General features: G+C 59.0%; 20 protein-coding genes. 11 read left to right on the top strand and 9 right to left on the bottom strand.

Going from position 1 to position 21,133, the window contains the following annotated elements; all coding sequences use genetic code 11:
- Positions 1-53 precede the first annotated feature (53 nt).
- The 3 genes from nadE to HBN79_RS00625 all read right to left on the bottom strand — a co-directional run bounded on the left by nadE (position 54) and on the right by HBN79_RS00625 (position 3,137).
- Positions 54-881, bottom strand: coding sequence for an ammonia-dependent NAD(+) synthetase (nadE, locus tag HBN79_RS00635; RefSeq protein ID WP_095000971.1), 828 nt, complete (start codon positions 879-881; stop codon positions 54-56).
- 3 nt (positions 882-884) lie between these two features.
- The gene (pncB, locus tag HBN79_RS00630) at positions 885-2,099 is read right to left on the bottom strand and encodes a nicotinate phosphoribosyltransferase (RefSeq protein WP_095000972.1); all 1,215 of its coding nucleotides are present in this window, start codon (positions 2,097-2,099) and stop codon (positions 885-887) included.
- 141 nt (positions 2,100-2,240) lie between these two features.
- Positions 2,241-3,137: a LysR family transcriptional regulator gene (locus HBN79_RS00625; RefSeq protein ID WP_169916124.1), complete on the bottom strand. Its 897-nt coding sequence runs from the start codon at positions 3,135-3,137 to the stop codon at positions 2,241-2,243.
- A gap of 154 nt (positions 3,138-3,291) precedes the next feature.
- On the opposite strand from HBN79_RS00625, the gene HBN79_RS00620 reads away from it, so the two are divergent.
- The 10 genes from HBN79_RS00620 to HBN79_RS00575 all read left to right on the top strand — a co-directional run bounded on the left by HBN79_RS00620 (position 3,292) and on the right by HBN79_RS00575 (position 14,227).
- On the top strand, positions 3,292-4,782 hold the full coding sequence (locus HBN79_RS00620) for an aldehyde dehydrogenase family protein (RefSeq protein ID WP_095000974.1): 1,491 nt from the start codon (positions 3,292-3,294) through the stop codon (positions 4,780-4,782).
- 142 nt (positions 4,783-4,924) lie between these two features.
- Positions 4,925-6,208, top strand: a complete 1,284-nt coding sequence (locus HBN79_RS00615) for an FAD-binding oxidoreductase (protein ID WP_095024339.1) — start codon at positions 4,925-4,927, stop codon at positions 6,206-6,208.
- A gap of 363 nt (positions 6,209-6,571) precedes the next feature.
- The gene (locus HBN79_RS00610; protein ID WP_095000976.1) at positions 6,572-7,708 is read left to right on the top strand and encodes a branched-chain amino acid ABC transporter substrate-binding protein; all 1,137 of its coding nucleotides are present in this window, start codon (positions 6,572-6,574) and stop codon (positions 7,706-7,708) included.
- A 1-nt stretch (position 7,709) separates the two neighbouring features.
- The gene (locus HBN79_RS00605; protein WP_153327708.1) at positions 7,710-7,865 is read left to right on the top strand and encodes a hypothetical protein; all 156 of its coding nucleotides are present in this window, start codon (positions 7,710-7,712) and stop codon (positions 7,863-7,865) included.
- A gap of 9 nt (positions 7,866-7,874) precedes the next feature.
- On the top strand, positions 7,875-8,789 hold the full coding sequence (locus tag HBN79_RS00600) for a branched-chain amino acid ABC transporter permease LivH (protein ID WP_095000977.1): 915 nt from the start codon (positions 7,875-7,877) through the stop codon (positions 8,787-8,789).
- Positions 8,790-8,791: 2 nt separating this feature from the next.
- Complete coding sequence (gene livM / locus HBN79_RS00595; protein ID WP_095000978.1) at positions 8,792-10,075, top strand: high-affinity branched-chain amino acid ABC transporter permease LivM; 1,284 nt, start codon at positions 8,792-8,794, stop codon at positions 10,073-10,075.
- The gene (locus HBN79_RS00590) at positions 10,072-10,959 is read left to right on the top strand and encodes an ATP-binding cassette domain-containing protein (protein WP_095017673.1); all 888 of its coding nucleotides are present in this window, start codon (positions 10,072-10,074) and stop codon (positions 10,957-10,959) included. The genes livM and HBN79_RS00590 overlap by 4 nt, the downstream gene beginning before the upstream one ends.
- Positions 10,956-11,672, top strand: coding sequence for an ABC transporter ATP-binding protein (locus HBN79_RS00585; RefSeq protein ID WP_095000980.1), 717 nt, complete (start codon positions 10,956-10,958; stop codon positions 11,670-11,672). The genes HBN79_RS00590 and HBN79_RS00585 overlap by 4 nt, the downstream gene beginning before the upstream one ends.
- Positions 11,673-12,483: 811 nt before the next feature.
- Entirely contained in the window at positions 12,484-13,251 is a 768-nt protein-coding gene (locus HBN79_RS00580; protein WP_095017672.1) for an SDR family oxidoreductase, read from the top strand.
- Positions 13,252-13,321: 70 nt separating this feature from the next.
- Positions 13,322-14,227 carry a cation diffusion facilitator family transporter gene (locus HBN79_RS00575; RefSeq protein WP_095000982.1) on the top strand — a complete coding sequence of 302 codons (906 nt, stop codon included), beginning with the start codon at positions 13,322-13,324 and terminating at the stop codon, positions 14,225-14,227.
- Between the two features lie 110 nt (positions 14,228-14,337).
- On the opposite strand, the gene HBN79_RS00570 is transcribed toward HBN79_RS00575, so the two are convergent.
- The 6 genes from HBN79_RS00570 to HBN79_RS00545 all read right to left on the bottom strand — a co-directional run bounded on the left by HBN79_RS00570 (position 14,338) and on the right by HBN79_RS00545 (position 18,681).
- Entirely contained in the window at positions 14,338-15,471 is a 1,134-nt protein-coding gene (locus HBN79_RS00570; protein WP_169916123.1) for an AGE family epimerase/isomerase, read from the bottom strand.
- Between the two features lie 170 nt (positions 15,472-15,641).
- Positions 15,642-16,253 (bottom strand): urease accessory protein UreG, encoded by a 612-nt coding sequence (gene ureG, locus HBN79_RS00565; protein ID WP_095000984.1) that lies wholly within the window; start codon positions 16,251-16,253, stop codon positions 15,642-15,644.
- Positions 16,254-16,262: 9 nt separating this feature from the next.
- Positions 16,263-16,937: an urease accessory protein UreF gene (locus tag HBN79_RS00560; protein WP_169916122.1), complete on the bottom strand. Its 675-nt coding sequence runs from the start codon at positions 16,935-16,937 to the stop codon at positions 16,263-16,265.
- Positions 16,934-17,434, bottom strand: coding sequence for an urease accessory protein UreE (ureE, locus tag HBN79_RS00555; RefSeq protein ID WP_095017669.1), 501 nt, complete (start codon positions 17,432-17,434; stop codon positions 16,934-16,936). Before ureE ends, HBN79_RS00560 begins: the two co-directional genes overlap by 4 nt.
- Before the next feature lie 161 nt (positions 17,435-17,595).
- Positions 17,596-18,228, bottom strand: a complete 633-nt coding sequence (locus HBN79_RS00550; protein ID WP_095000987.1) for a TetR family transcriptional regulator — start codon at positions 18,226-18,228, stop codon at positions 17,596-17,598.
- Between the two features lie 180 nt (positions 18,229-18,408).
- Complete coding sequence (locus tag HBN79_RS00545) at positions 18,409-18,681, bottom strand: hypothetical protein (RefSeq protein ID WP_095000988.1); 273 nt, start codon at positions 18,679-18,681, stop codon at positions 18,409-18,411.
- Between the two features lie 253 nt (positions 18,682-18,934).
- Between HBN79_RS00545 and HBN79_RS00540 the strand changes: the two genes are divergently transcribed.
- Positions 18,935-21,001, top strand: a complete 2,067-nt coding sequence (locus HBN79_RS00540; protein WP_095000989.1) for an AsmA family protein — start codon at positions 18,935-18,937, stop codon at positions 20,999-21,001.
- Positions 21,002-21,133: the final 132 nt, after the last annotated feature.

Below are 21,133 nucleotides of genomic sequence, written 5' to 3'. Positions count from 1 at the left end.
TTGAAACCGCGTGCGGTCTGCTCCCTCTCCCTCCGGGAGAGGTACGCACGGGCTCAAGGCGCGAACGGCATCTCACGCTTGTGGTGGGTCTTTTCGTACGTCTTGCAGATGATATTGAACGCTTCTTCGCTCACCGGCTCGCCATGCAAAAAGGCATCGATCTCGGCATAGGTCACGCCGTGGGACGCTTCGTCCGGTTTGCCGGGCTCCAGGTCTTCGAGGTCGGCAGTCGGGACTTTCTCCACCAGCGATTCCGGCGCACCAAAATGCCGCGCAATGGCCCGCACCTGATTTTTCACCAGCCCGCTGAGCGGCGCCAGATCACAGGAACCATCACCGAACTTGGTGAAGAAGCCCATTACCGCCTCGGCGGCATGGTCGGTACCGATCACCAGCCCGCCAGTCGCCCCGGCAATAGTGTATTGCGCCACCATGCGCATACGCGCCTTGGTGTTACCCAGTACAAAGTCCACGGTGGCGGCAGGCTTGCCTTCAAACGCGGTCACTTCAGCCGCCAGGGCCTTGACCGCAGGGCCGATGTTCACGGTCTGGCGCTCGTCCGGGTTGATAAAGTCGACCGCAGCCGTGGCGTCTGCTTCGTCATGCTGCACACCGTAAGGCAGGCGCACGGCAATAAAGCGATAGGCCTGGTCACCGGTCTGTTCGCGCAATTGCTGCACCGCACGTTGGGCCATCAGGCCTGCGGTCAGGGAGTCGACCCCGCCGCTGATGCCCAGTACCAGGGTCTTGAGCCGGGCGTTGTGCAGGCAGCACTGAATGAAAGTGATACGCCGGGCAATCTCGGCCTCAAGGGCTGCGGTGTCTTTGAACGGCGGCTGGACCTTGAGGTCTGCAGCAATCTGACGCTGTACGGCCTGCATGATTCACTCCTTGGGAGAATGTTCAGGAACTTGGAAAACGTGGCGTAAATAGGCGGCGAAGTTGGGGTCGGAGCAATGGGTCTTGCCCGGTTCATCGGAAATCTTGGCCACCGGCGAGCCATTGCAGGCGTTCATTTTAAGCACGATGCTCATTGGCTCAACCCCCGGAATGTCGCAGGTCAGGTTAGTCCCGATACCGAAGCTGACGTTGATCCGGCCGCGCAGCGACCGGAAAATCTCCAGCGCCCGGGGCAGGGTCAGGCTGTCGGAGAACACCAGAGTCTTGCTCATGGGGTCGATGCCCAGCTTGTGGTAATGAGCTATGCATTTTTCGGCCCACACCACAGGGTCGCCGGAGTCGTGGCGCAGGCCGTCGAACAGCTTGGCAAAGTACAGATCGAAATCTTTCAGGAAGGCATCGGTAGTAATGCAGTCCGTCAGCGCGATGCCCAACAAGCCGCGGTACTCGCGCACCCAGCAGTCGAGCGCGGCACTCTGGCTGTCGATCAGCCGTGGGCCCAGTTGCTGGTGCGCCATGATCCATTCGTGGGCCATGGTCCCCAGCGGCTTCATGTCCAGCTCGCGGGACAGGTTGACGTTGCTGGTGCCGACAAAGCGCCCGGGGAAGTCGTGCTTGAGCACACTGACGACTTCTTCTTGCACGCGGTACGAAAACCGTCGACGAGTGCCGAAATCGGCGACTTGCAGTTCAGACAACTCTTCTGCGCTGGCATTGGCCTGCAGCCAGTCAAACTTGCGATACAGCTGCTCCCGGGCCTGTGACAGCACGGTATCGGCATAGCGCGAACGGTTGCGTACTTCGCTGACAATCGCCAGTAACGGCACTTCAAACAGGATCACATGCAGCCACGGCCCGCGCAGGCGGATAACCAGTTCGCCGTTTTCGATGCCGGTGTGTACATAGCGCATATTGAAGCGAAACAGCCCCAAAAAGCGGATGAAGTCGGGCTTCATAAAGGTGATGCGTTCCAGAAACCCCAACTGGTCCTGAGTCATGCTCAGTTCGCACAGGCGTTCGATCTGGTGACGAATTTCGTTGAGGTATGGGCGCAGATCCTCACTGTTGCGGCAGCGGAATTCCCATTCGACTTCGACGTTGGGGTAGTTGTGCAGCACCGCCTGCATCATGGTCAATTTGTAGAAGTCGGTGTCGAGCAGGTTCTGCACGATGCGATCGGCAAATACACTCTCGCTCATAGCGGCAATCTCCATGCTGCCCGTGCCTGATAGCCACGGCGTTCAGCTTTTTCAATGAATGGCGCTAGTGGCGCATATCTGCAGGCGGTTTTGCCAGCGGTTTTTGTGGTCGTAGCCTGTTTCTGCCCGCTCCTACAGGTGTTATCGCGCATCCAGCTGCTCCATGAACCAGCTCACGAATGCCTTTACCTTGGGTACGCCTGCCGTATGTTCAGGATAGGCCAGGTAGTAGGCATCGCGGCTCGGCATCAAGTGCTGCCAGGCGATGACCAGTTTGCCGTCGGCCAATTCCTCTTCCACCAGGAACCTCGGCAGCAGTGCCACGCCACAGCCAACCTGGGCTGCGCGGATGCACATGTAGAAGGTGTCGAAGCGCGGCCCATGGTAGCTGTGATCGGTATGAAACCCCTGATGCTCAAACCACTCGTGCCAGGCCTGTGGCCGCGAAGCGTTCTGCAGCAACACCAGACCTGTGAGTTGGGTCGGGTCGGTCAGTGCCGTGCCCGGCAAGCTTGCTGGCGAACATACGGCGACCAGTTCTTCACTGAACAGCTTCAGGTTCTCGGTGCCGGGCCGTGAGCCCTGGCCGAAGTAAAACGCCAGATCGCTGCGCCCTTGCAGCAAATCGTCGCCTTGCTGCTCATTGCACAGATCCAGATGAATATGCGGATGGCGTATGCCCCAACCTTTGAGGCGCGGCACCAGCCAGCGGGCGCCAAAAGTGGAAGGGGTGGAGACCCGTAGCACTTCTGTTTCGCCGCCATAGGAACGCAGGGTATGGGTCGACATCTCGACCTGGGTCAGGATTTTTCGGACTTCTACCAGATACAAATCCCCTGCTGGAGTCAGCTGCAAGCGGCGGCGCACCCGGCGAAACAGCAAGTGCTGCAACAGCTCTTCGAGCTGCGCGACCTGTTTGCTGACTGCGCTCTGGGTCAGATTCAGCTCTTCGGCCGCACGGGTGAAACTCAGATGACGAGTCACCGCTTCAAAACACTGCAACGCCGTGATCGAAGGTAGATGGCGCTTGTTGAGCATAGAAGGCCTCTGATTGTTGTTGTCAGGCAACGTTACCAGTGCAGCATGAATTTTCGGAATGATATCTCGCTTAAAGGTCGTTTGTTGCCGCCATGCCAGCCAGCTACAACTAAAGGCCTGTGAATCATTTTTTAAAGCTCAAGGAGTGCCTTCAATGGTTGCTGCATTACTGGATCGTCTTGGTGTGAACCCCGCGCTGTACCAGCAGGGCAATCAGCCGGTGTATACGCCGATTGACGGTAGCCAGATCGGTGCCGTGCACTGGGAAGGGGCTGCCGAGGCCGAGCAGCACGTGACCCGCGCCGAACACGCCTTCGAGGCATGGCGCAAGGTGCCTGCCCCGCGTCGTGGGGAACTGGTGCGCCAGTTCGGCGATTTGCTGCGTGAGTACAAGGCCGATCTGGGCGAGCTGGTGTCATGGGAAGCGGGCAAGATCACCCAGGAAGGGTTGGGCGAAGTGCAGGAAATGATCGACATCTGCGACTTTGCAGTTGGCCTGTCGCGTCAGCTCTACGGCTTGACCATCGCCTCGGAGCGACCAGGCCACCATATGCGTGAAACCTGGCACCCGCTGGGTGTGGTGGGTGTGATCAGCGCATTCAACTTTCCGGTGGCCGTGTGGGCGTGGAATACCGCGTTGGCGCTGGTATGCGGCAACGCGGTGATCTGGAAACCATCGGAAAAAACCCCGCTGACGGCGCTGGCCTGTCAGGCCTTGTTTGATCGTGTGTTGAGCTCGTTTGAGGGCGCGCCCAAGTACCTGGCCCAGGTGGTGATTGGTGGTCGTGAAGCGGGCGAAGCCCTGGTTGACGATCCGCGAGTCGCGCTGATCAGTGCCACCGGCAGCACGCGCATGGGCCGCGAAGTGGCACCTAAAATCGCCGCACGCTTTGCCCGCAGTATTCTGGAGCTGGGCGGCAACAATGCGATGATTTTGGCGCCGAGTGCCGACCTGGACATGGCCGTGCGTGCCATCCTGTTCAGTGCTGTCGGTACTGCCGGGCAGCGCTGCACCAGCCTGCGCCGGCTGATTGCCCACGACTCGGTCAAGGAAGAAATTGTCACCCGGCTCAAGGCGGCCTATTCCAAAGTGCGTATCGGTCATCCGCTGGAAGGCAATCTGGTGGGGCCGCTGATCGACAAAAGCAGCTTTGAAAACATGCGTGATGCGCTGGAGCAGGCCCTTAGCGAAGGCGGGCGGGTATTTGGTGGCGAGCGGCAATTGGCGGGCCAGTACCCTGGCGCTTACTACGTGGCCCCGGCGATTGTGGAAATGCCCGAGCAAAGCGACGTGGTGTGCAGCGAGACCTTCGCGCCGATTTTGTATGTGGTCGGTTACAGCGACTTTGCCGAGGCCTTGCGCCTGAACAACGCGGTGCCGCAGGGGCTGTCGTCGTGCATCTTCACCACCGATGTGCGCGAGGCCGAGCAATTCATGTCGGCCACTGGCAGTGATTGCGGGATTGCCAACGTCAATATCGGGCCCAGCGGTGCGGAAATCGGGGGTGCCTTTGGTGGTGAGAAAGAAACCGGGGGCGGTCGCGAGTCGGGCTCGGATGCGTGGCGTGGATATATGCGCCGGCAGACCAATACCGTCAACTACTCACTGGAATTGCCGTTGGCGCAAGGGATTACGTTCGATTGAGGTGATGCAAGCCCTCACCCCCAACCCTCTGCCGGAGGGAGAGGGAGCTGATCTGCTTTTGCCTTTAGTCCCCTCTCCCTCCGGCAGAGGGCCAGGGTGAGGGGCTTTGATTTTGGTTGGGTTTCATTTCTGGAGCTTGGCAATGCCTTTACAAGAACAATGTCTGTGGGAAACCCTTACCCCCCAACGCCCCCAAGCGCCAACCTTCAAGGGCGAGTTGAGCGTTGATGTGTGTGTGATCGGTGCCGGCATCACCGGTTTGTCCGCCGCCATCCATTTGCTCGAGCAGGGCAAAAGTGTCTGTGTGCTCGAAGCCTATCGCACCGGTCATGGCGGCTCAGGCCGCAACGTAGGATTGGTTAATGCCGGGATGTGGATACCGCCCGACGATATCGAAGCCGGTTTCGGCGAGGCTGTCGGCAGCCAGCTCAACCGCATGCTCGGTGCCGCCCCGGGACTGGTGTTCAGCCTGATCGACAAATACCGCATCGACTGCCAGTTGCGCCGTGAAGGCACCCTGCACATGGCCCATAATGCCCGTGGCGAAGCCGATTTGCGCAGCCGTGAAGAACAATGGAAGCGCCGTGGCGCCCCGGTTGAACTGCTCACCGGCGCCGCCTGCGAAGCCGCTACCGGCACCACAAAAATCGCCGCCGCCTTGCTCGACCGTCGCGCCGGCACCCTCAACCCTATGGCCTACACCTCGGGCCTGGCCAAGGCAGCCTGTGATCTGGGCGGGCAGCTGTTCGATCATTCCCCGGTCACCGGACTTGAACGCCAAGGCCTACGCTGGTCAGTGCAAACGGCCCACGGTGCGGTAAGTGCAGAGCAGGTGGTGCTGGCGTCCAATGCCTACACCGAAGGCGAGTGGACTGACTTGCGACGTAACTTTTTCCCCGGTTATTACTACCAGGTCGCCTCCAAACCTCTGACCGACGCCAGCGCAGCGCGAATCTTGCCAGGCGGCCAAGGGTCGTGGGACACCCGCCAGGTATTGAGCAGTATCCGTCGCGATGCCGACGGCCGTTTACTGCTCGGCAGCCTGGGCAACGGCAATCAGAAGCCTGCGTGGTTTCTCAAGGCCTGGGCCGACCGCGTGCAGCAGCATTATTTCCCGTACCTCAAGGGCGTGGAATGGGAATGCACCTGGACGGGCTGCATCGCATTTACGCCCGATCATCTGATGCGCTTATTTGAACCGGCGCCCGGTTTGGTGGCAGTCACCGGCTATAACGGTCGCGGTGTAACCACAGGCAGCGTGGTCGGCAAGGCCTTTGCCGACTATTTGTGCAGTGGCGATGCCAAGGCCTTGCCAATCCCCTTTGCACCGATGCGGCCGCTGTCTGGCACGGGGTTGCGCAGTTGTTTATACGAAGCCGGTTTTTCGCTGTATCACGCCGGCCAATGTTTAAGAATTGTGATCTGACGCGGTTTTTTTCTGGGCGCCCCGACGTTTTGCCTGGCAGCGGCTAGCCTTAAGTGGTGCGGCCTGTAGCAGTCCTGCACCGAGAGTGTGCAGTTCGGTGACGCAAGTGGTTACAGGACGTTTGCGCAACCCGGGGCAACCTGGTTGCAATACCGGCTGCGGCAGGTGGCGCCTGTAGAAACATAGCGGTTTTACCTTCCTCGGTTTAGACGGTTGCACGCCCAATGAAAATGGGCTCGAAACAGTCGATATAACAACAATAGAACGACTTTTTTAAGAATAAAAAGCCAATGGCACGCGGCTTGCTCAGCGCTTTAGGTGAAGTCGAAGTGCCATCTAATAAAACCTCAGGAGCACCACCTCATGTCGCAGACGTTCTACAAGAAAGGTTTTCTGGCCCTCGCCGTAGCAGCTGCATTGGGCGTTTCTTCGTTTGTTCAGGCTGATCTGAAAATTGGTGTTGCCGGCCCGATGACTGGCGCCAACGCAGCTTTTGGCGAGCAGTACATGAAGGGTGCCAAGGCAGCGGCAGACAAGATCAACGCCGCCGGTGGGGTCAACGGCGAGAAGATCGTTCTGGTGGCCGGGGACGATGCCTGCGAGCCGAAACAGGCCGTAGCCGTCGCCAACCGTTTGGTCGACCAGGACAAAGTGGCCGGTGTAGTAGGGCACTTCTGTTCTTCATCGACCATTCCGGCGTCTGAGGTGTACGCCGATGCCGGTGTGATTGCGATCACTCCTGGCTCCACCAACCCGGCGGTGACCGAGCGTGGCCTGAGCGCGATGTTCCGCATGTGTGGTCGTGATGACCAGCAGGGCATTGTGGCGGCGGATTACATTGTTGATGTGCTCAAAGGCAAGAAAGTGGCCGTTCTGCACGACAAGGACACCTATGGCCAGGGCCTGGCGGACGCCACCAAGGCGCAACTGATCAAGCGCGGCGTGACCCCTGTGTTGTACGAAGGCCTGACCCGAGGCGAAAAAGACTTCAGTGCCGTGGTGACCAAAATCCGCTCCAACGGGGCCGACGTGGTGTATTTCGGTGGCCTGCACCCGGAAGCCGGCCCGCTGGTACGCCAACTGCGTGAGCAAGGCCTCAAGGATGTGAAGTTCATGTCCGATGATGGTGTGGTCACCGACGAACTGGTTACCACCGCAGGCGGCCCGCAGTACGTTGACGGCGTTTATATGACCTTCGGTGCCGACCCGCGCCTGTTGCCAGACAGCAAGGTGGTGGTTGAAGAGTTCCGTAAGGCTGGCACCGAACCAGAGGGCTACACCCTGTACGCCTATGCTTCGGTCCAGGCCCTGGCTGACGCCTTTGCCGGCGCCAAATCCAACAAGGGTGAAGATGCTGCCAAGTGGCTCAAGGCCAACCCGGTTAAAACCGTGATGGGTGAGAAAGCCTGGGACAGCAAAGGTGACCTTAAAGTCTCCGACTACGTTATGTACCAGTGGGACAAAGACGGTAAATATCACCAACTGGAAAAACAGAAGTGAGATGAGTCACCTACCTGATGCCAGCTTCGGCGGGCATCAGGTAGGGATGGATCTGCACCACCTGTCTTCTTTTCCAGGAGTCGCGCACACCCTGCCAGCCAAGCTGTCCTGTGACGGCGTGGATGGCTTGCGTCTGCGCAAAGGCTCCAGTGCGTGAGATTGCGTTATGGATGGTATTTTCCTACAGCAACTGCTGAACGGCCTGACCCTCGGGTCTGTCTACGGCCTGATCGCCATCGGCTACACAATGGTCTACGGCATCATCGGCATGATCAACTTCGCCCACGGCGAGGTGTACATGATCTCTGCTTACCTCGCGGCGATCAGTCTGGCTCTGTTGGCATACTTCGGTATCGAATCCTTCCCGTTGTTGATGTTGGGCACCCTTATTTTCACGGTGGTGGTCACGGGCGTGTATGGCTGGGTGATCGAGCGCGTGGCCTACAAGCCGCTGCGCAATTCCACACGGTTGGCGCCGCTGATTAGCGCCATTGGTATCTCCCTTATCCTGCAGAACTATGTGCAAATCGCCCAAGGCTCACGTCAGCAGGGCGTACCGACGTTACTTAGCGGGGCGTGGCGGGTCGATATCGGCTCAGGCTTCGTACAGCTGACCTACACCAAAGTCTTTATTCTGCTCGCCGCCTTTGTGGGCATGGGCCTGCTTACTTACATCATCAAGTACACCAAGCTGGGCCGCATGTGCCGCGCCACCCAGCAGGATCGCAAGATGGCGTCGATCCTGGGGATCAATACCGACCGGGTGATTTCCTACGTGTTCGTGATCGGTGCCGCCATGGCCGCGCTGGCTGGTGTGCTGATTACCATGAACTACGGCACGTTCGACTTCTATGCCGGTTTCATCATCGGGATCAAGGCCTTCACCGCAGCGGTGCTCGGCGGCATCGGTTCACTGCCGGGGGCCATGCTCGGCGGGATCATCCTGGGTATTTCCGAGTCGCTTTTTGCCGGGTTGATTAACTCGGATTACAAGGATGTATTCAGTTTCTCACTGCTGGTGCTGATTCTGATTTTCCGTCCTCAAGGCCTGCTGGGTCGTCCTCTCGTGGCGAAGGTGTAAGTATGTCTGTAGCCATTAATAAACCGATTGATATCAAAAAAAGCGTAGTCGACTCGATCCTGGCCGGGTTGATTTCATTGATTGTGTTCGGGCCCATCGTAGGGGTGGTGCTCGACGGTTACAGCTTCAACCTGCAACCGGCCCGGGTAGGCTGGCTGGTGGCTATCGTTATGGTCGGGCGCTTTGCCCTGAGCCTGTTTTTACAGACTGCCAAAGGGCTGAAAATCCTGCAGGGCTTTGAGTCCACAGGCTCGGGCGTGCATGTGCTGGCACCGGACTACAAGTCGCGGCTGCGCTGGATCGTGCCGTTGCTGATCGTGATTGCCATCGTGTTTCCGTTTTTCGCCAATAAATACATTCTGACCGTGGTCATCCTTGGGCTGATTTACGTGCTGCTGGGCCTGGGGCTGAATATCGTGGTCGGCCTGGCGGGGTTGCTCGACCTGGGGTATGTGGCGTTCTATGCCATCGGCGCTTATGGTCTGGCGCTGGGCTATCAATACTTGGGGCTGGGTTTCTGGACGGTGCTGCCGCTGGCGGCCATTGCGGCGGCGATGGCGGGATGCATTCTGGGGTTTCCGGTGTTGCGCATGCACGGTGACTACCTGGCCATCGTGACCCTGGGCTTTGGTGAAATCATCCGTCTGATCCTCAACAACTGGCTGTCGTTTACCGGCGGGCCAAATGGCATGCCGGTGCCATCGCCGACCTTTTTCGGCCTGGAGTTCGGCCGGCGCGCGAAAGATGGCGGGGTGCCATTTCATGAGTTCTTCGGCCTGGAATACAACCCCAATATCAAGTTCCTGTTTATCTATATCGTGCTGTTTCTGGTGGTGCTGCTGGTGTTGTACATCAAGCACCGCCTGACCCGCATGCCGATCGGCCGCGCCTGGGAAGCGCTGCGCGAAGACGAAATTGCCTGCCGTTCCATGGGCCTCAACCATGTGCTGGTCAAGCTGTCGGCGTTCACCATTGGTGCCTCCACGGCTGGCCTGGCCGGGGTGTTCTTTGCCAGCTACCAGGGTTTTGTTAACCCTTCCTCGTTCACCTTCTTCGAGTCGGCGCTGATCCTCGCCATTGTGGTGCTCGGCGGCATGGGCTCGACAGTGGGCGTGGTGATCGCCGCATTCGTGCTGACGGTGGCTCCTGAACTGTTGCGCAGCTTTGCCGAGTACCGGGTGCTGCTGTTTGGTGTGTTGATGGTGTTGATGATGATCTGGCGACCGCGAGGCCTGATCCGCATCAGCCGTGTCGGAGTTGCGCCACGCAAGGGGGTTGCGCCATGAGCGAATTGTCAAAAGACGACGTGGTGCTCTCGGTCGACAAACTGATGATGCACTTTGGCGGGATCAAGGCCCTGAGCGATGTCAGCCTCAAGGTCAAACGCAACTCGATCTTTGCCCTGATCGGCCCCAACGGTGCCGGTAAAACCACAGTGTTCAACTGCTTGACCGGCTTTTACAAAGCCAGCGGCGGCAGGATCGAACTCAATGCCCGCGGTACTCGTACCAACGTGATCAAGCTACTGGGGGAGCCGTTCAGGCTGAGCGACTTTGTATCGCCCAAGGCGTTTGCCAGCCGGCTGTATTACAAAATGTTCGGCGGAACACATCTGGTCAACCGCTCGGGTCTGGCGCGCACGTTCCAGAATATCCGCCTGTTCAAGGAAATGTCGGTACTGGAAAACCTGCTGGTGGCCCAGCATATGTGGGTCAACCGCAACATGCTCGCCGGCATCCTCAATACCAAGGGCTATCGCAAGGCTGAAAGCGATGCGCTGGATCATGCCTTCTACTGGCTGGAGGTGGTTGACCTGGTGGACTGTGCCAATCGCCTGGCCGGTGAATTGTCCTATGGCCAGCAGCGACGCCTGGAGATTGCCCGGGCCATGTGTACGCGGCCGCAAATCATCTGCCTGGACGAACCGGCGGCAGGCCTCAACCCGCAGGAAACCGAAGCGTTGAGCGGGATGATCCGCCTGCTGCGCGACGAACACGACCTGACGGTGGTGTTGATCGAGCACGACATGGGCATGGTCATGAGCATTTCCGATCACATCGTGGTGCTCGACCACGGCAACGTGATTGCCGAAGGCGGGCCTGAGGCCATCCGCAACGACCCCAAAGTGATTGCGGCCTACCTTGGCGCAGACGAAGAGGAGCTGATATGACGGGCACGATCCTCGAGCTCAAGGAACTGGACGTTCACTACGGGCCGATCCAGGCCCTGAAAAAAGTCTCGATGCATATTGAGGAGGGCGAAACGGTAAGCCTGATCGGCTCCAACGGCGCGGGTAAATCCACGTTGCTGATGTCGATTTTTGGCCAGCCCCGGGCCAGCGGCGGGCAAATTATCTACCAGGGGGTGGACATTACCCACAAGTCCTCGCACTACATCGCCTCCAACGGTATCGCCCAGTCGCCGGAAGGCCGTCGCGTGTTTCCGGACATGTCGGTGGAAGAAAACCTGCTGATGGGCACCATCCCCATTGGCGACAAATATGCCGACGAAGACATGCAGCGCATGTTCGAGTTGTTCCCCCGGCTCCTGGAGCGGCGCAATCAGCGGGCCATGACCATGTCGGGTGGCGAACAGCAAATGCTCGCCATTGCCCGAGCGCTGATGAGCCGGCCCAAGCTGCTGTTGCTGGATGAGCCCAGCCTGGGGTTGGCACCGATTGTGGTGAAGCAGATTTTTGCCACGCTGCGGGAGCTCGCAGGCACTGGCATGACCATCTTTCTGGTGGAGCAGAACGCCAACCATGCCCTGCGGTTGTCGGACCGGGCCTATGTGATGGTCAACGGTGAAATCCGTCTGACCGGCACCGGCAAGGAACTGCTGAGTAACGAGGAGGTGCGTAACGCTTATTTGGGCGGGCATTAACAGGCATTTCACATCTCTCTGTGTGGGAGCGAGCCTGCTCGCGATGGCATCACTGCGGTTTGTTTGAATCACCGCGTCGATCCCATCGCGAGCAGGCTCGCTCCCACATGTCTTTTTGTCAGACAATTCCACCCCGCCCGCCCTCGCCGCAAATTGTGGAAAACAATATTACAACGCTGTGAAAGCGCGACATAAAGCCGCTGCAATTACCTGTTTTGTCATCATTTTGACTTGTCCCCGTTTGCTGTGGAGGTGGCTGTGGGTAACGTGGGAGTAGTTGGCTGTAGCCCTTTATTTACAAGGTGTCCAGCTGGGTGGTTATTTTTCGACCAGCGGCTTTTGCGCAGCCGTTGCGCCGATTTGTCAACAGGTTTGTACGGGTGTAAAGAGCGTCTGGAAATAATGACTAACCTGTGGATAAGTCTGTGGTTAAACTCTGGAAAGAATGCTCCAGGCAGCGTAATTACTGGCCTCTGGCTATCTGGCGGATTTTCCACGGTTGCACCTTTTTGGGGCGTCTGCATGCGGGGTGTGCCCGGGTCAAGTTAAAAAGTCTTACCGATGCTCTCTATCCCTTGTGGATCGGGGCTTTGCGCTTTTTGGAGTTGCCCCCAAAGACTGTGGACGGGCCTGTGGATAAGGTGAGCGCATATGGCTCCAGCCCTTGTTCGTCGTGGCTTGTCGCGTGCTGGTTGTTTTTTGTACAGACTTGTTGCGAAAACACCGCAGGTTGCCGCTGAACGCTAGCCGGGGCATTCTGCTCAACGTCCAATTCAACGGCGGCCGATGCCCGCCAGCCAAGGAGAACATGATGACTTCCACCCTGTTTATTACGGGCGCGACTTCCGGATTTGGTGAAGCATGTGCACGCAAGTTTGCACAGGCAGGCTGGAAACTGGTGTTGACGGGGCGACGCGAAGACCGTTTGAAAGCATTGTGCGAAGAGTTATCCAAGCAAACCGAAGTACACGGCCTGGTGGTGGATGTGCGCGACCGTGCCGCGATGGAAGCGGCGATTGCCGGTTTGCCTCCTTCGTTCAGCACATTGCGTGGGCTTATCAACAACGCGGGCCTGGCCCTGGGCACCGACCCTGCGCCCAAATGCGATCTCGACGATTGGGAGACCATGGTCGACACCAATATCAAGGGCCTGCTCTACACCACCCGCCTGCTGTTGCCACGACTGATTGCCTACGGCCGTGGTGCCGGGATCGTTAACCTGGGTTCCATCGCGGGTAGTTATCCTTACCCCGGCAGCCATGTGTATGGCGGTACCAAGGCGTTTGTAAAACAGTTCTCCCTGAACCTGCGCTGCGATTTGCAGGGCACGGGCGTGCGGGTCAGCAACGTTGAGCCGGGCCTGTGCGAGAGCGAGTTCTCGATGGTGCGCTTTGGCGGCGACAAGGCTCGCTACGACGCGACCTATCAGGGCGCCGAACCGATTCAGCCAGAAGACATCGCCGAGACCATTTTCTGGGTGCTCAATACTCCGGCCCACGTCAACATCAACCGCCTTGAGCTGATGCCCGTCACGCAGTCCTGGAGCGGTTTTGCCATCGAGCGCCACGCCAAGGAGTAAACTCACCCCTGGCAGCCCACCTGCGACCTCCTGAGGGGGTCGCATTCAATCGGGCTGAAAAGGAGTTTGTGTGAGTAACCGTGGTGAGCAGAAACTGCTCAAGCAATCGACCGTTCTAATGTTCGCGGTGGCCATTGCCGGCATCGTGACGGGTTTTATTTCGGGTTCCGAATCCATCATGTTCGATGGGTTTTTCTCTCTGATCGCGACTTTTATCAAAGTGCTGATGCTGATTACGGCGCAACTGATCGCCAAGGAAAGCAACCAGCGTTTCCAGTTCGGTTTTTGGCACCTTGAGCCCATGGTGCTGCTGATTGAAGGCAGCTTCCTGTTGTTGATTGCGATCTACGCCTTTCTCAATGGCGTGTTCGGCATTATCAATGGCGGGCGCGATATCGAGCTGGGGCTGGTGATCGTCTATGCGGCGGTGTTCACCGTTGTTGAATTTGCCTACTACTTCTGGGTAAAGCGCAAAAATCGCAAGCTCAAGTCAACCCTGATCCAGTTCGATAATGTCAGCTGGCTGGTGGATGCCATGTTGTCGGTGGGGCTGTTGATAAGTTTTGTCACAGCGTTGCTCTTGAAGCAGCAGGGTTATGCACAGTGGGCCGCTTATGTTGACCCGGCGATCCTGATTTTGCTGGCGCTGAGCATGCTTGCGCCGGCGTTCAAGATCCTCAAGCCGGCCTTGCGTGATGTGCTCGGGATTGTCCCGGACGCGCTGGATGACAAGGTGCGGGATGTGCTCGAGGAAATGTCGGCGCGGCATGGTTTTGAAGGCTACAAAACCTATGTGCAGAAGCACGGGCGGGCACGGTTTATAGAGATTCATATCGTGTTGCCGGCAGGTTATCCACTGACCAGCGTGAAGACCCTTGATGCACTGCGCGAAGAGATCTCCGGGTTGCTGGGTGCCGCGGACAGTGCGCGCTGGCTGACCATCAGCTTTACCGGTGATCGTAAGTGGATTGCCTGAGCCAGCCTTGAGTGGTGGGAGCGGGCTTGCTCGCGATTCAGGCGGCGCGGTTTGTCAGGACTATTTCGGTGATGCCATCGCGAGCAAGCCCGCTCCCACAGCTGTTGGTGTTAGCCGAGGTATTGCGCCAAACCGCTGTAACAGGTGGCCAGATGATAAGGCGTGGTCGACGGCATATCCTCGCGGCTGACCTTGCCCGCGCCATCGCGGCATTCGTACCAGCCACCGGCATGTAGAAACTTCTGCTGCAGCGCCAGCAATTGACGCTGCACCTGTGCCTGGCTGTTCGGGCGCAAGGTCAGGGCGCGCAGGTACTCGGCCTGTGCCCAGATACGCTGGGTACCATCGCGCAGGCTGCCATCAGGGGCCAGCATGCCGCACACCGCGCCGCTCTGCGGGTCGAGCCCCACCTGCTCGGCAAACCCGAACGCCCGCTCCAGCGAACCGTGCAACGGCGTCTGGCGCAGCAGTGGCGAAGACTCCAGCAAAAAGAACCACTCGAATTGATGCCCCGGTTCAAACCAGTTATCCACAGCTCCGAGCGGTTTTTCCAGCATGATGTTATGCACAGGCTCGATAAAGCGCTGTTGCATACCCTCGGCCAGGGCCAGCAAGGCCGTCTGCACTGGCTTATCGTCACGTACCGACAAAGTGGCCAGGAACGCTTCGGCCAGGTGCATCAACGGGTTTTGCAGCGGGCCGCTGCCCAGTGGCGACCAATCCCGCTCCAGGCTGGCTTCATACAGGCCGTTGCCGTCATTGAAACGTTCAGCCACCACTGCCAGTGCGCCATTGAGCGCCGACGCCACCTGTGGCTCGCGCACTTTCGCCCAGTAATGGGCACAGGCAAAGATGATAAAGGCGTGGGTGTAGAGGTCTTTGCGTTGATCCAGCGGCGCGCCATCGGGGCCGATGCTGTAGAACCAGCCACCGTGCTCGGCGTCATGAAAATGCAGGTGCAGCGAGCGGAACAGTTCAGCAGCGCGTTCGGCGGCACCGGGGAACGCCGGGTCGTCGATCAGGCTGGCGAACAGGTACAGCTGCCGTGCGCAAGCCATGGCGCGATAGCGCTGGGGTGGCAGCGGCTGGTGCGCGGGGCTCAAGGCCTCGAAGGGCAGTGCGAGTTCGGCATTCCAGCCGGGGCCTTGCCAGAGCGGCACGATGACCTGGCGAAAATGCTGCTGTACTGCCGCAAATTGGGCGGTCAGTTCAAGCGGGAAGTCGGAGCTGGCTACATCAGGCATCGGTGGGTGTCGTCACGGCTGGGGCGATTGCGCGACATGATACACCGTGATTCCCCGGATGATCTCAACTCTGTGGGAGCGAGCCTGCTCGCGATGGCATCGCTGCGTTTTTCTGATGTACCCCGTCGCGGCCATCGCGAGCAGGCTCGCTCCCACAGATGATTTCACCGCTATTGGATCAACAATCCCTGACGCTCGATAAACGCCACGATGGTGTCCAGGCCATGTCCGGTCTTCTGGTTGCTGAACACAAAGGGTTTTGCACCGCGCATGCGCTTGGTGTCGCTGTCCATCAGTTCCAGCGATGCGCCCACCAGCGGCGCAAGGTCGATTTTGTTGATCACCAGCAGGTCTGATTTGCAGATCCCCGGCCCGCCCTTGCGCGGTAACTTGTCCCCGGCGGACACGTCGATCACGTAAATCGTCAAATCGGACAGCTCCGGGCTGAAGGTGGCCGACAAGTTATCCCCACCCGATTCCACCAGAATCAGATCAAGGCCGGGAAAGCGTCGGTTCAACTGATCCACAGCCTCCAGGTTGATCGACGCATCTTCACGAATCGCTGTGTGCGGGCAGCCGCCGGTTTCTACACCGATGATCCGCTCTGGAGCCAGCGCCTCATTGCGCACCAGAAAGTCAGCATCTTCACGGGTGTAGATATCGTTGGTGACGACGGCCAGGTTGTACTTTTCCCGCAGGGCCAGGCACAGGGCCAGGGTGAGCGCAGTTTTGCCGGAGCCTACCGGGCCACCGATGCCAACACGCAAAGGCTGTGTGTTCATTGCTTTCTCCTAGGAACGAAACAGGCGGCTGTACTGGCGCTCGTGGGCCATGCTCGCCAAAGACAGGCCGAAAGCGGCACTGCCAATGTGGGATAAGTGGAGGCTACTGGCGTGTTGCTGGGCCTGCTGCAACGCAGCCAACAGTTCGCTGGTCATGCGCTGGGCCGCTTGCTGGCCCAAGGGCAGGGTTTTCATCAGCACGGCCAACTGGTTTTCCAGCCAGCTCCAGAGCCAGGCGGCCAATGCGTCCTGTGGGTCGATGCCCCAGGCACGGGCGGCCAATGCCCAGCCCAGCGCCAGATGGGGCTCGGCCTGTTGTGCGAGAAACTCGCGTGCGGGCTCGTCCAGCTCCGGTAAGCCGGTGAGTAACTGTTGCAGGGAATACCCCATTTGCCGGCTTTCCTGATGCAGTTCGCGGGTTTCACGGCTGGCGCGATGCTCGTCACACAAACGCTGCAAAGCGTTCCAGTCTTGATCCGCTGCGGCCTGACAGTGGGCGAGCAACAAGGGCGCCTCGAAGCGGGCGAGGTTGAGCAGCAATTGATCGCGGATCCAGCGCGCTGCCGTGGCCGGGTCAGCCACGCGGCCGTTTTCAACGGCCATTTCCAGCCCCTGGGAATAGCTGTAGCCGCCAATGGGCAGCTGCGGGCTGGCCAGGCGCAAGAGCGCCCAGGCCGGGTTCACAAGCGCACACCAAACTGATGCAACCGCGGGGCGTAGTTGAAGTCCTCTTCGCCCGCACGGGAGTGGTGATGGCCACCGCCATAGGCGCCGTGTTCGGGCTGAAACGGTGCTTCGATGGCCTCGATATGGGCACCCAGTTGCTCCAGCATGGCCTTGAGCACGTAGTCGTCAAGCAGGCGTAACCAGCCATCACCCACTTGCAGGGCGACGTGGCGGTTGCCCAGGTGATAAGCGGCGCGGGTCAGTTCAAAAGCATTGCAGCAGGTGACATGCAGGAGCTTTTCGGGGCTGGCACAGACGCGCACGATGCGCCCGTCCTGAGCCTGCAGAAATTCGCCATCAACCAGCGGTGACTGGCCACGGTCAAGGAACAGGCCGACATCTTCGCCGCTGCTGCTGAAACAACGCAGGCGACTTTTGCTGCGGGCTTCGAAGTTCAGGTGTAACTCGGCGCTCCACACGGGGTGGGACTGGACTCTGCGATGAATCACCAGCATCGGAAGGCTTCCTGCAATGGACATTACTCCAACCACAGCAAGGGGCTTGCCAACCCGGTCGGAGGCTGCAAATGCAGGCCCAAAAAGGGTGCAGAAAGATGAAGATGTTCTATATAAGTGCGCAATCTGCGCATCGGCGCACCAATGGGGTGCGCTTGCGATTACTCGGTACTGCCCAGGCCTTTCCAGTGCTTGAGCCCGATAAAAATAAAGCGCAGTTGCTGACTGATCTTGGCCTGGGGCTGCAGGTGATCGGGCAGTGAATCTGCAGGCGGGTCGATCACGTCGGGCAAGGCGGCAAATACGCTTTTGACCACCAGATCGGCGATCACGGTAAGGCCGGCATGATTCAGGTGCGCTAACTTGGGCTTGGAGCCAAGGTCGGCCGCCAGATCCGAAGTGATGTCTTCGCGCAGGGCGCCAATGGCCTGGCGAACCGGTTGCGAACCGCCGTATTGCTCGCGGGCCAGAAACAGAAACTGCGAGCGGTTGGCTTCTACCACGTCGAGAAAAATTCGCACCGAGGCGTTGATCACACCGCCCATAAACAGTTCGTTGTGACGCACCAGGCGAATGGTTTCACGAAAGGTCTGGCCGACTTCACTGACTAGGGCCAGGCCCAGTTGGTCCATGTCGCTGAAGTGGCGATAAAAACCGGTCGGCACGATGCCAGCGGTCTTTGCGACTTCGCGCAGGCTCAGGCTGCCAAAGCCGCGACCCGACTCCATCAAGTGGCGGGCAGCATCCATCAGCGCAAGGCGGGTTTGTTGCTTCTGTTCGGCACGAGGCAGCATCGGGGCTGGTATTCCAGACAAGTACAGCGGCGCACTCTAGCAAATCGGCTTTGATGACGTCGAACGGTGTACTGCACAAAGTGTGGGGGCGGGCTTGCTCGCGATGCAGGTTACGCGGGCTAGCGGATCAGCGGCAGGGATGCATTGGCGAGCAAGCCCGCTCCCACACCTGCGAAAGGCTTAGCTCGCATGCTTGTTGCGTTCTGCCAGACGATCGGCGCCACCTTCGGCGACAAACTGGCTGCCCGGAGTGCGATCGTAGCCATCTTCGGCATAGCTGTTTTGTTGGTCCAGGGTACGTTGTGCGCCGTCTTCGGCAACCGGGTTGAGCGGCTGGCTCAAGGAGCTCGATGCTGGTTGGGCCATTGGGGTGGGCTCTTCATCGGCAGGCATGGCGAAGGCGTTGAAGGCCATCAGTGAAAGGGAAAGACCAAACAGGACTGGGCGTTTCATGGTGTGTGCTCCGTAGCAATGCAACTAAGTAGGTGTGATGGCAATGCTACGCTTGGCTGCCGGATATCAAAGTTCATACGGCCAATGGTGATAATCGACAAAATTGATTGTTCAGGCTGGGAGGCTCTAGCCCGGAGCTTTTGAAATTTTTAATACGAAAGCCGTACCGGGGTTAAACCTTCCGGCGTCTTTGCCAGTCGTACATTTATGGCGTCGTAACTGGGACGTTCTGTGGAATTCAAGGAGCCGTGACATGACGCGCACCCGTAAGACCCTTGCCTGGGCAGGCGGTATTTTCGTTCTGCTGGTGGCCGTGCTGGTGGTGATCCTCGCTACCTTCGACTGGAACCGCATCAAGCCGACCATCAACAGCAAAGTGTCTGAAATCCTCCACCGCCCGTTTGCTATTAACGGTGACCTGGCTGTGCGCTGGCAGCGCGAAGAGGATCAGGGCGGCTGGCGGGCCTGGGTGCCGTGGCCCCATGTGATTGCTCAGGACCTGACCCTGGGCAACCCCGAGTGGGCGAAAACTGCGCAAATGGCCAGCCTGAAAAGAGTCGAGCTGCGCCTGTCGCCGCTGGCGCTGTTGACCCAAACCGTGGATATCCCGCGCATCAATCTGACAGAGCCCAGCGCCAGTCTTGAGCGCCTGGCTGATGGCCGGGCGAACTGGACCTTTACCTTCGACCCCAAGGACCCGGATGCCGAGCCTTCAGCCTGGACGCTGGACATCGGTGCTATCGGCTTCGACAAGGGGCATGTGACCCTCAATGACCAGACCCTGAAAACCCGACTGGACGTGCTGATCGACTCGCTGGGCAAACCCATCCCGTTTAGCGAGATCGTCGGCGAAAAAGACGCGAAAAAGGCCCTGGAGAAGGGCGGCAAACCGCAGGACTATGCGTTCGCCCTCAAGGTCAAAGGCCAGTACCACGGTCAGCAGCTCAACGGCAGCGGTAAAATTGGCGGTCTGCTGGCATTGCAGGACGCGACTCAGCCTTTCCCGTTGCAAGCCCGGGTCAGCATTGCCGACAGCCATGTCGAGCTGGCCGGGACCTTGACCGATCCGCTCAATCTGGGTGCCCTGGACCTGCGCCTGAAATTGGCCGGTACCAGCCTGAGTAACCTCTATCCGTTGACCGGCGTGACCTTACCGGATTCGCCGCCGTACTCCACCGACGGCCATTTGACCGCCAAACTGCGTGAAGCCAGTGGCGCGACCTTCAGCTATGAAAATTTCAACGGCAAAATCGGCAGCAGTGATATCCATGGCGATCTGAAATACGTGGCCAGCCAGCCGCGGCCCAAGCTGTCCGGCAAGCTGGTGTCCAACCAGTTGCTGATGGCTGACCTGGGGCCGTTGATCGGTGCCGACTCCAACACCCAGCAAAAAGCCCGGGGCAGCGAGAGCAAGCAGCCTGCGGGCAAGGTGCTGCCGGTGGAAGAGTTTCGCACCGAGCGCTGGCGCGATATGGACGCAGACGTAGAACTCACCGGCAAACGTATCGTGCAAAGCGCCGAGCTGCCGTTTACCGACCTCTACACCCATGTGGTGCTCAATGATGGCGAACTGAGTCTTGAGCCGCTGCGTTTTGGCGTGGCAGGTGGCAAGCTGGATGCGCAGATTCGTCTCAACGGCCGTGCTGCGCCCCTAAAAGGCAGCGCCAGGCTGACCGCGCGCAACTTTAAACTCAAGCAACTGTTTCCCACCTTTGAGCCGATGAAAACCAGCTTCGGCGAACTCAATGGTGATGCCACGATTACCGGTACCGGCAATTCGGTGGCCAAGTTGTTGGGCACCGCCAACGGTGATCTGAAGATGATCATCAATGACGGCGCTATCAGTCGCAGCCTTATGGAAATTGCCGGCCTGAACGTAGGCAACTATGTAGTGGGCAAGATTTTTGGCGACGAGGACGTGAAGATCAACTGCGCGGCAGCGGACCTGGGGATCAAGAACGGGCTGGCCAGTACCCGATTGTTTGTTTTCGATACCGAGAACGCGATTATCTATATCGATGGCACGATCAACCTTGCTACCGAGCAGCTGGACTTGAAGATCACTCCAGAGTCCAAGGGCTTGCGTCTGTTTTCGTTGCGTTCACCGCTGTATGTACGCGGTACCTTTGCCAACCCTTCAGCGGGTGTGCAAGCCGTGCCGCTGCTGTTACGTGGTGCGGGCATGGTGGCATTGGGTGTGATTGCGGGGCCGGCGGCGGGATTACTGGCGTTGGTCGCCCCAAGCGGTGGCGAACCCAACCAGTGCGCGCCGCTGCTGCAACAAATGCAGCAGGGCAAGGTGCCGAAGACGGTGAAGTAGATCAAAAGTCCCTCACCCTCTCCCGGAGGGAGAGGGGACTAAAGGCAAAAGTGGATCCGGGCAACGCCACCAGTTGACTCCCTCTCCCTGCGAAGGCTTGAGCCGGACATCGAAAGCGGGCAGGGAGAGGGC

Source organism: Pseudomonas sp. WS 5051 (assembly GCF_012985715.1).
GTDB classification, from domain to species: Bacteria; Pseudomonadota; Gammaproteobacteria; order Pseudomonadales; family Pseudomonadaceae; genus Aquipseudomonas; species Aquipseudomonas bubulae.
Note: the sequence above shows the minus strand (reverse complement) of the source record. Positions and strands in the feature narration are given on the sequence as shown.

Coding starts and splice junctions, on each gene's coding strand:
- nadE (WP_095000971.1), bottom strand. CDS start 881: ATGCAGGCCGTACAGCGTCAGATTGCTGCAGACCTCAAGGTCCAGCCG.
- pncB (WP_095000972.1), bottom strand. CDS start 2,099: ATGAGCGAGAGTGTATTTGCCGATCGCATCGTGCAGAACCTGCTCGAC.
- HBN79_RS00625 (WP_169916124.1), bottom strand. CDS start 3,137: ATGCTCAACAAGCGCCATCTACCTTCGATCACGGCGTTGCAGTGTTTT.
- HBN79_RS00620 (WP_095000974.1), top strand. CDS start 3,292: ATGGTTGCTGCATTACTGGATCGTCTTGGTGTGAACCCCGCGCTGTAC.
- HBN79_RS00615 (WP_095024339.1), top strand. CDS start 4,925: ATGCCTTTACAAGAACAATGTCTGTGGGAAACCCTTACCCCCCAACGC.
- HBN79_RS00610 (WP_095000976.1), top strand. CDS start 6,572: ATGTCGCAGACGTTCTACAAGAAAGGTTTTCTGGCCCTCGCCGTAGCA.
- HBN79_RS00605 (WP_153327708.1), top strand. CDS start 7,710: ATGAGTCACCTACCTGATGCCAGCTTCGGCGGGCATCAGGTAGGGATG.
- HBN79_RS00600 (WP_095000977.1), top strand. CDS start 7,875: ATGGATGGTATTTTCCTACAGCAACTGCTGAACGGCCTGACCCTCGGG.
- livM (WP_095000978.1), top strand. CDS start 8,792: ATGTCTGTAGCCATTAATAAACCGATTGATATCAAAAAAAGCGTAGTC.
- HBN79_RS00590 (WP_095017673.1), top strand. CDS start 10,072: ATGAGCGAATTGTCAAAAGACGACGTGGTGCTCTCGGTCGACAAACTG.
- HBN79_RS00585 (WP_095000980.1), top strand. CDS start 10,956: ATGACGGGCACGATCCTCGAGCTCAAGGAACTGGACGTTCACTACGGG.
- HBN79_RS00580 (WP_095017672.1), top strand. CDS start 12,484: ATGACTTCCACCCTGTTTATTACGGGCGCGACTTCCGGATTTGGTGAA.
- HBN79_RS00570 (WP_169916123.1), bottom strand. CDS start 15,471: ATGCCTGATGTAGCCAGCTCCGACTTCCCGCTTGAACTGACCGCCCAA.
- ureG (WP_095000984.1), bottom strand. CDS start 16,253: ATGAACACACAGCCTTTGCGTGTTGGCATCGGTGGCCCGGTAGGCTCC.
- ureE (WP_095017669.1), bottom strand. CDS start 17,434: ATGCTGGTGATTCATCGCAGAGTCCAGTCCCACCCCGTGTGGAGCGCC.
- HBN79_RS00550 (WP_095000987.1), bottom strand. CDS start 18,228: ATGCTGCCTCGTGCCGAACAGAAGCAACAAACCCGCCTTGCGCTGATG.
- HBN79_RS00545 (WP_095000988.1), bottom strand. CDS start 18,681: ATGAAACGCCCAGTCCTGTTTGGTCTTTCCCTTTCACTGATGGCCTTC.
- HBN79_RS00540 (WP_095000989.1), top strand. CDS start 18,935: ATGACGCGCACCCGTAAGACCCTTGCCTGGGCAGGCGGTATTTTCGTT.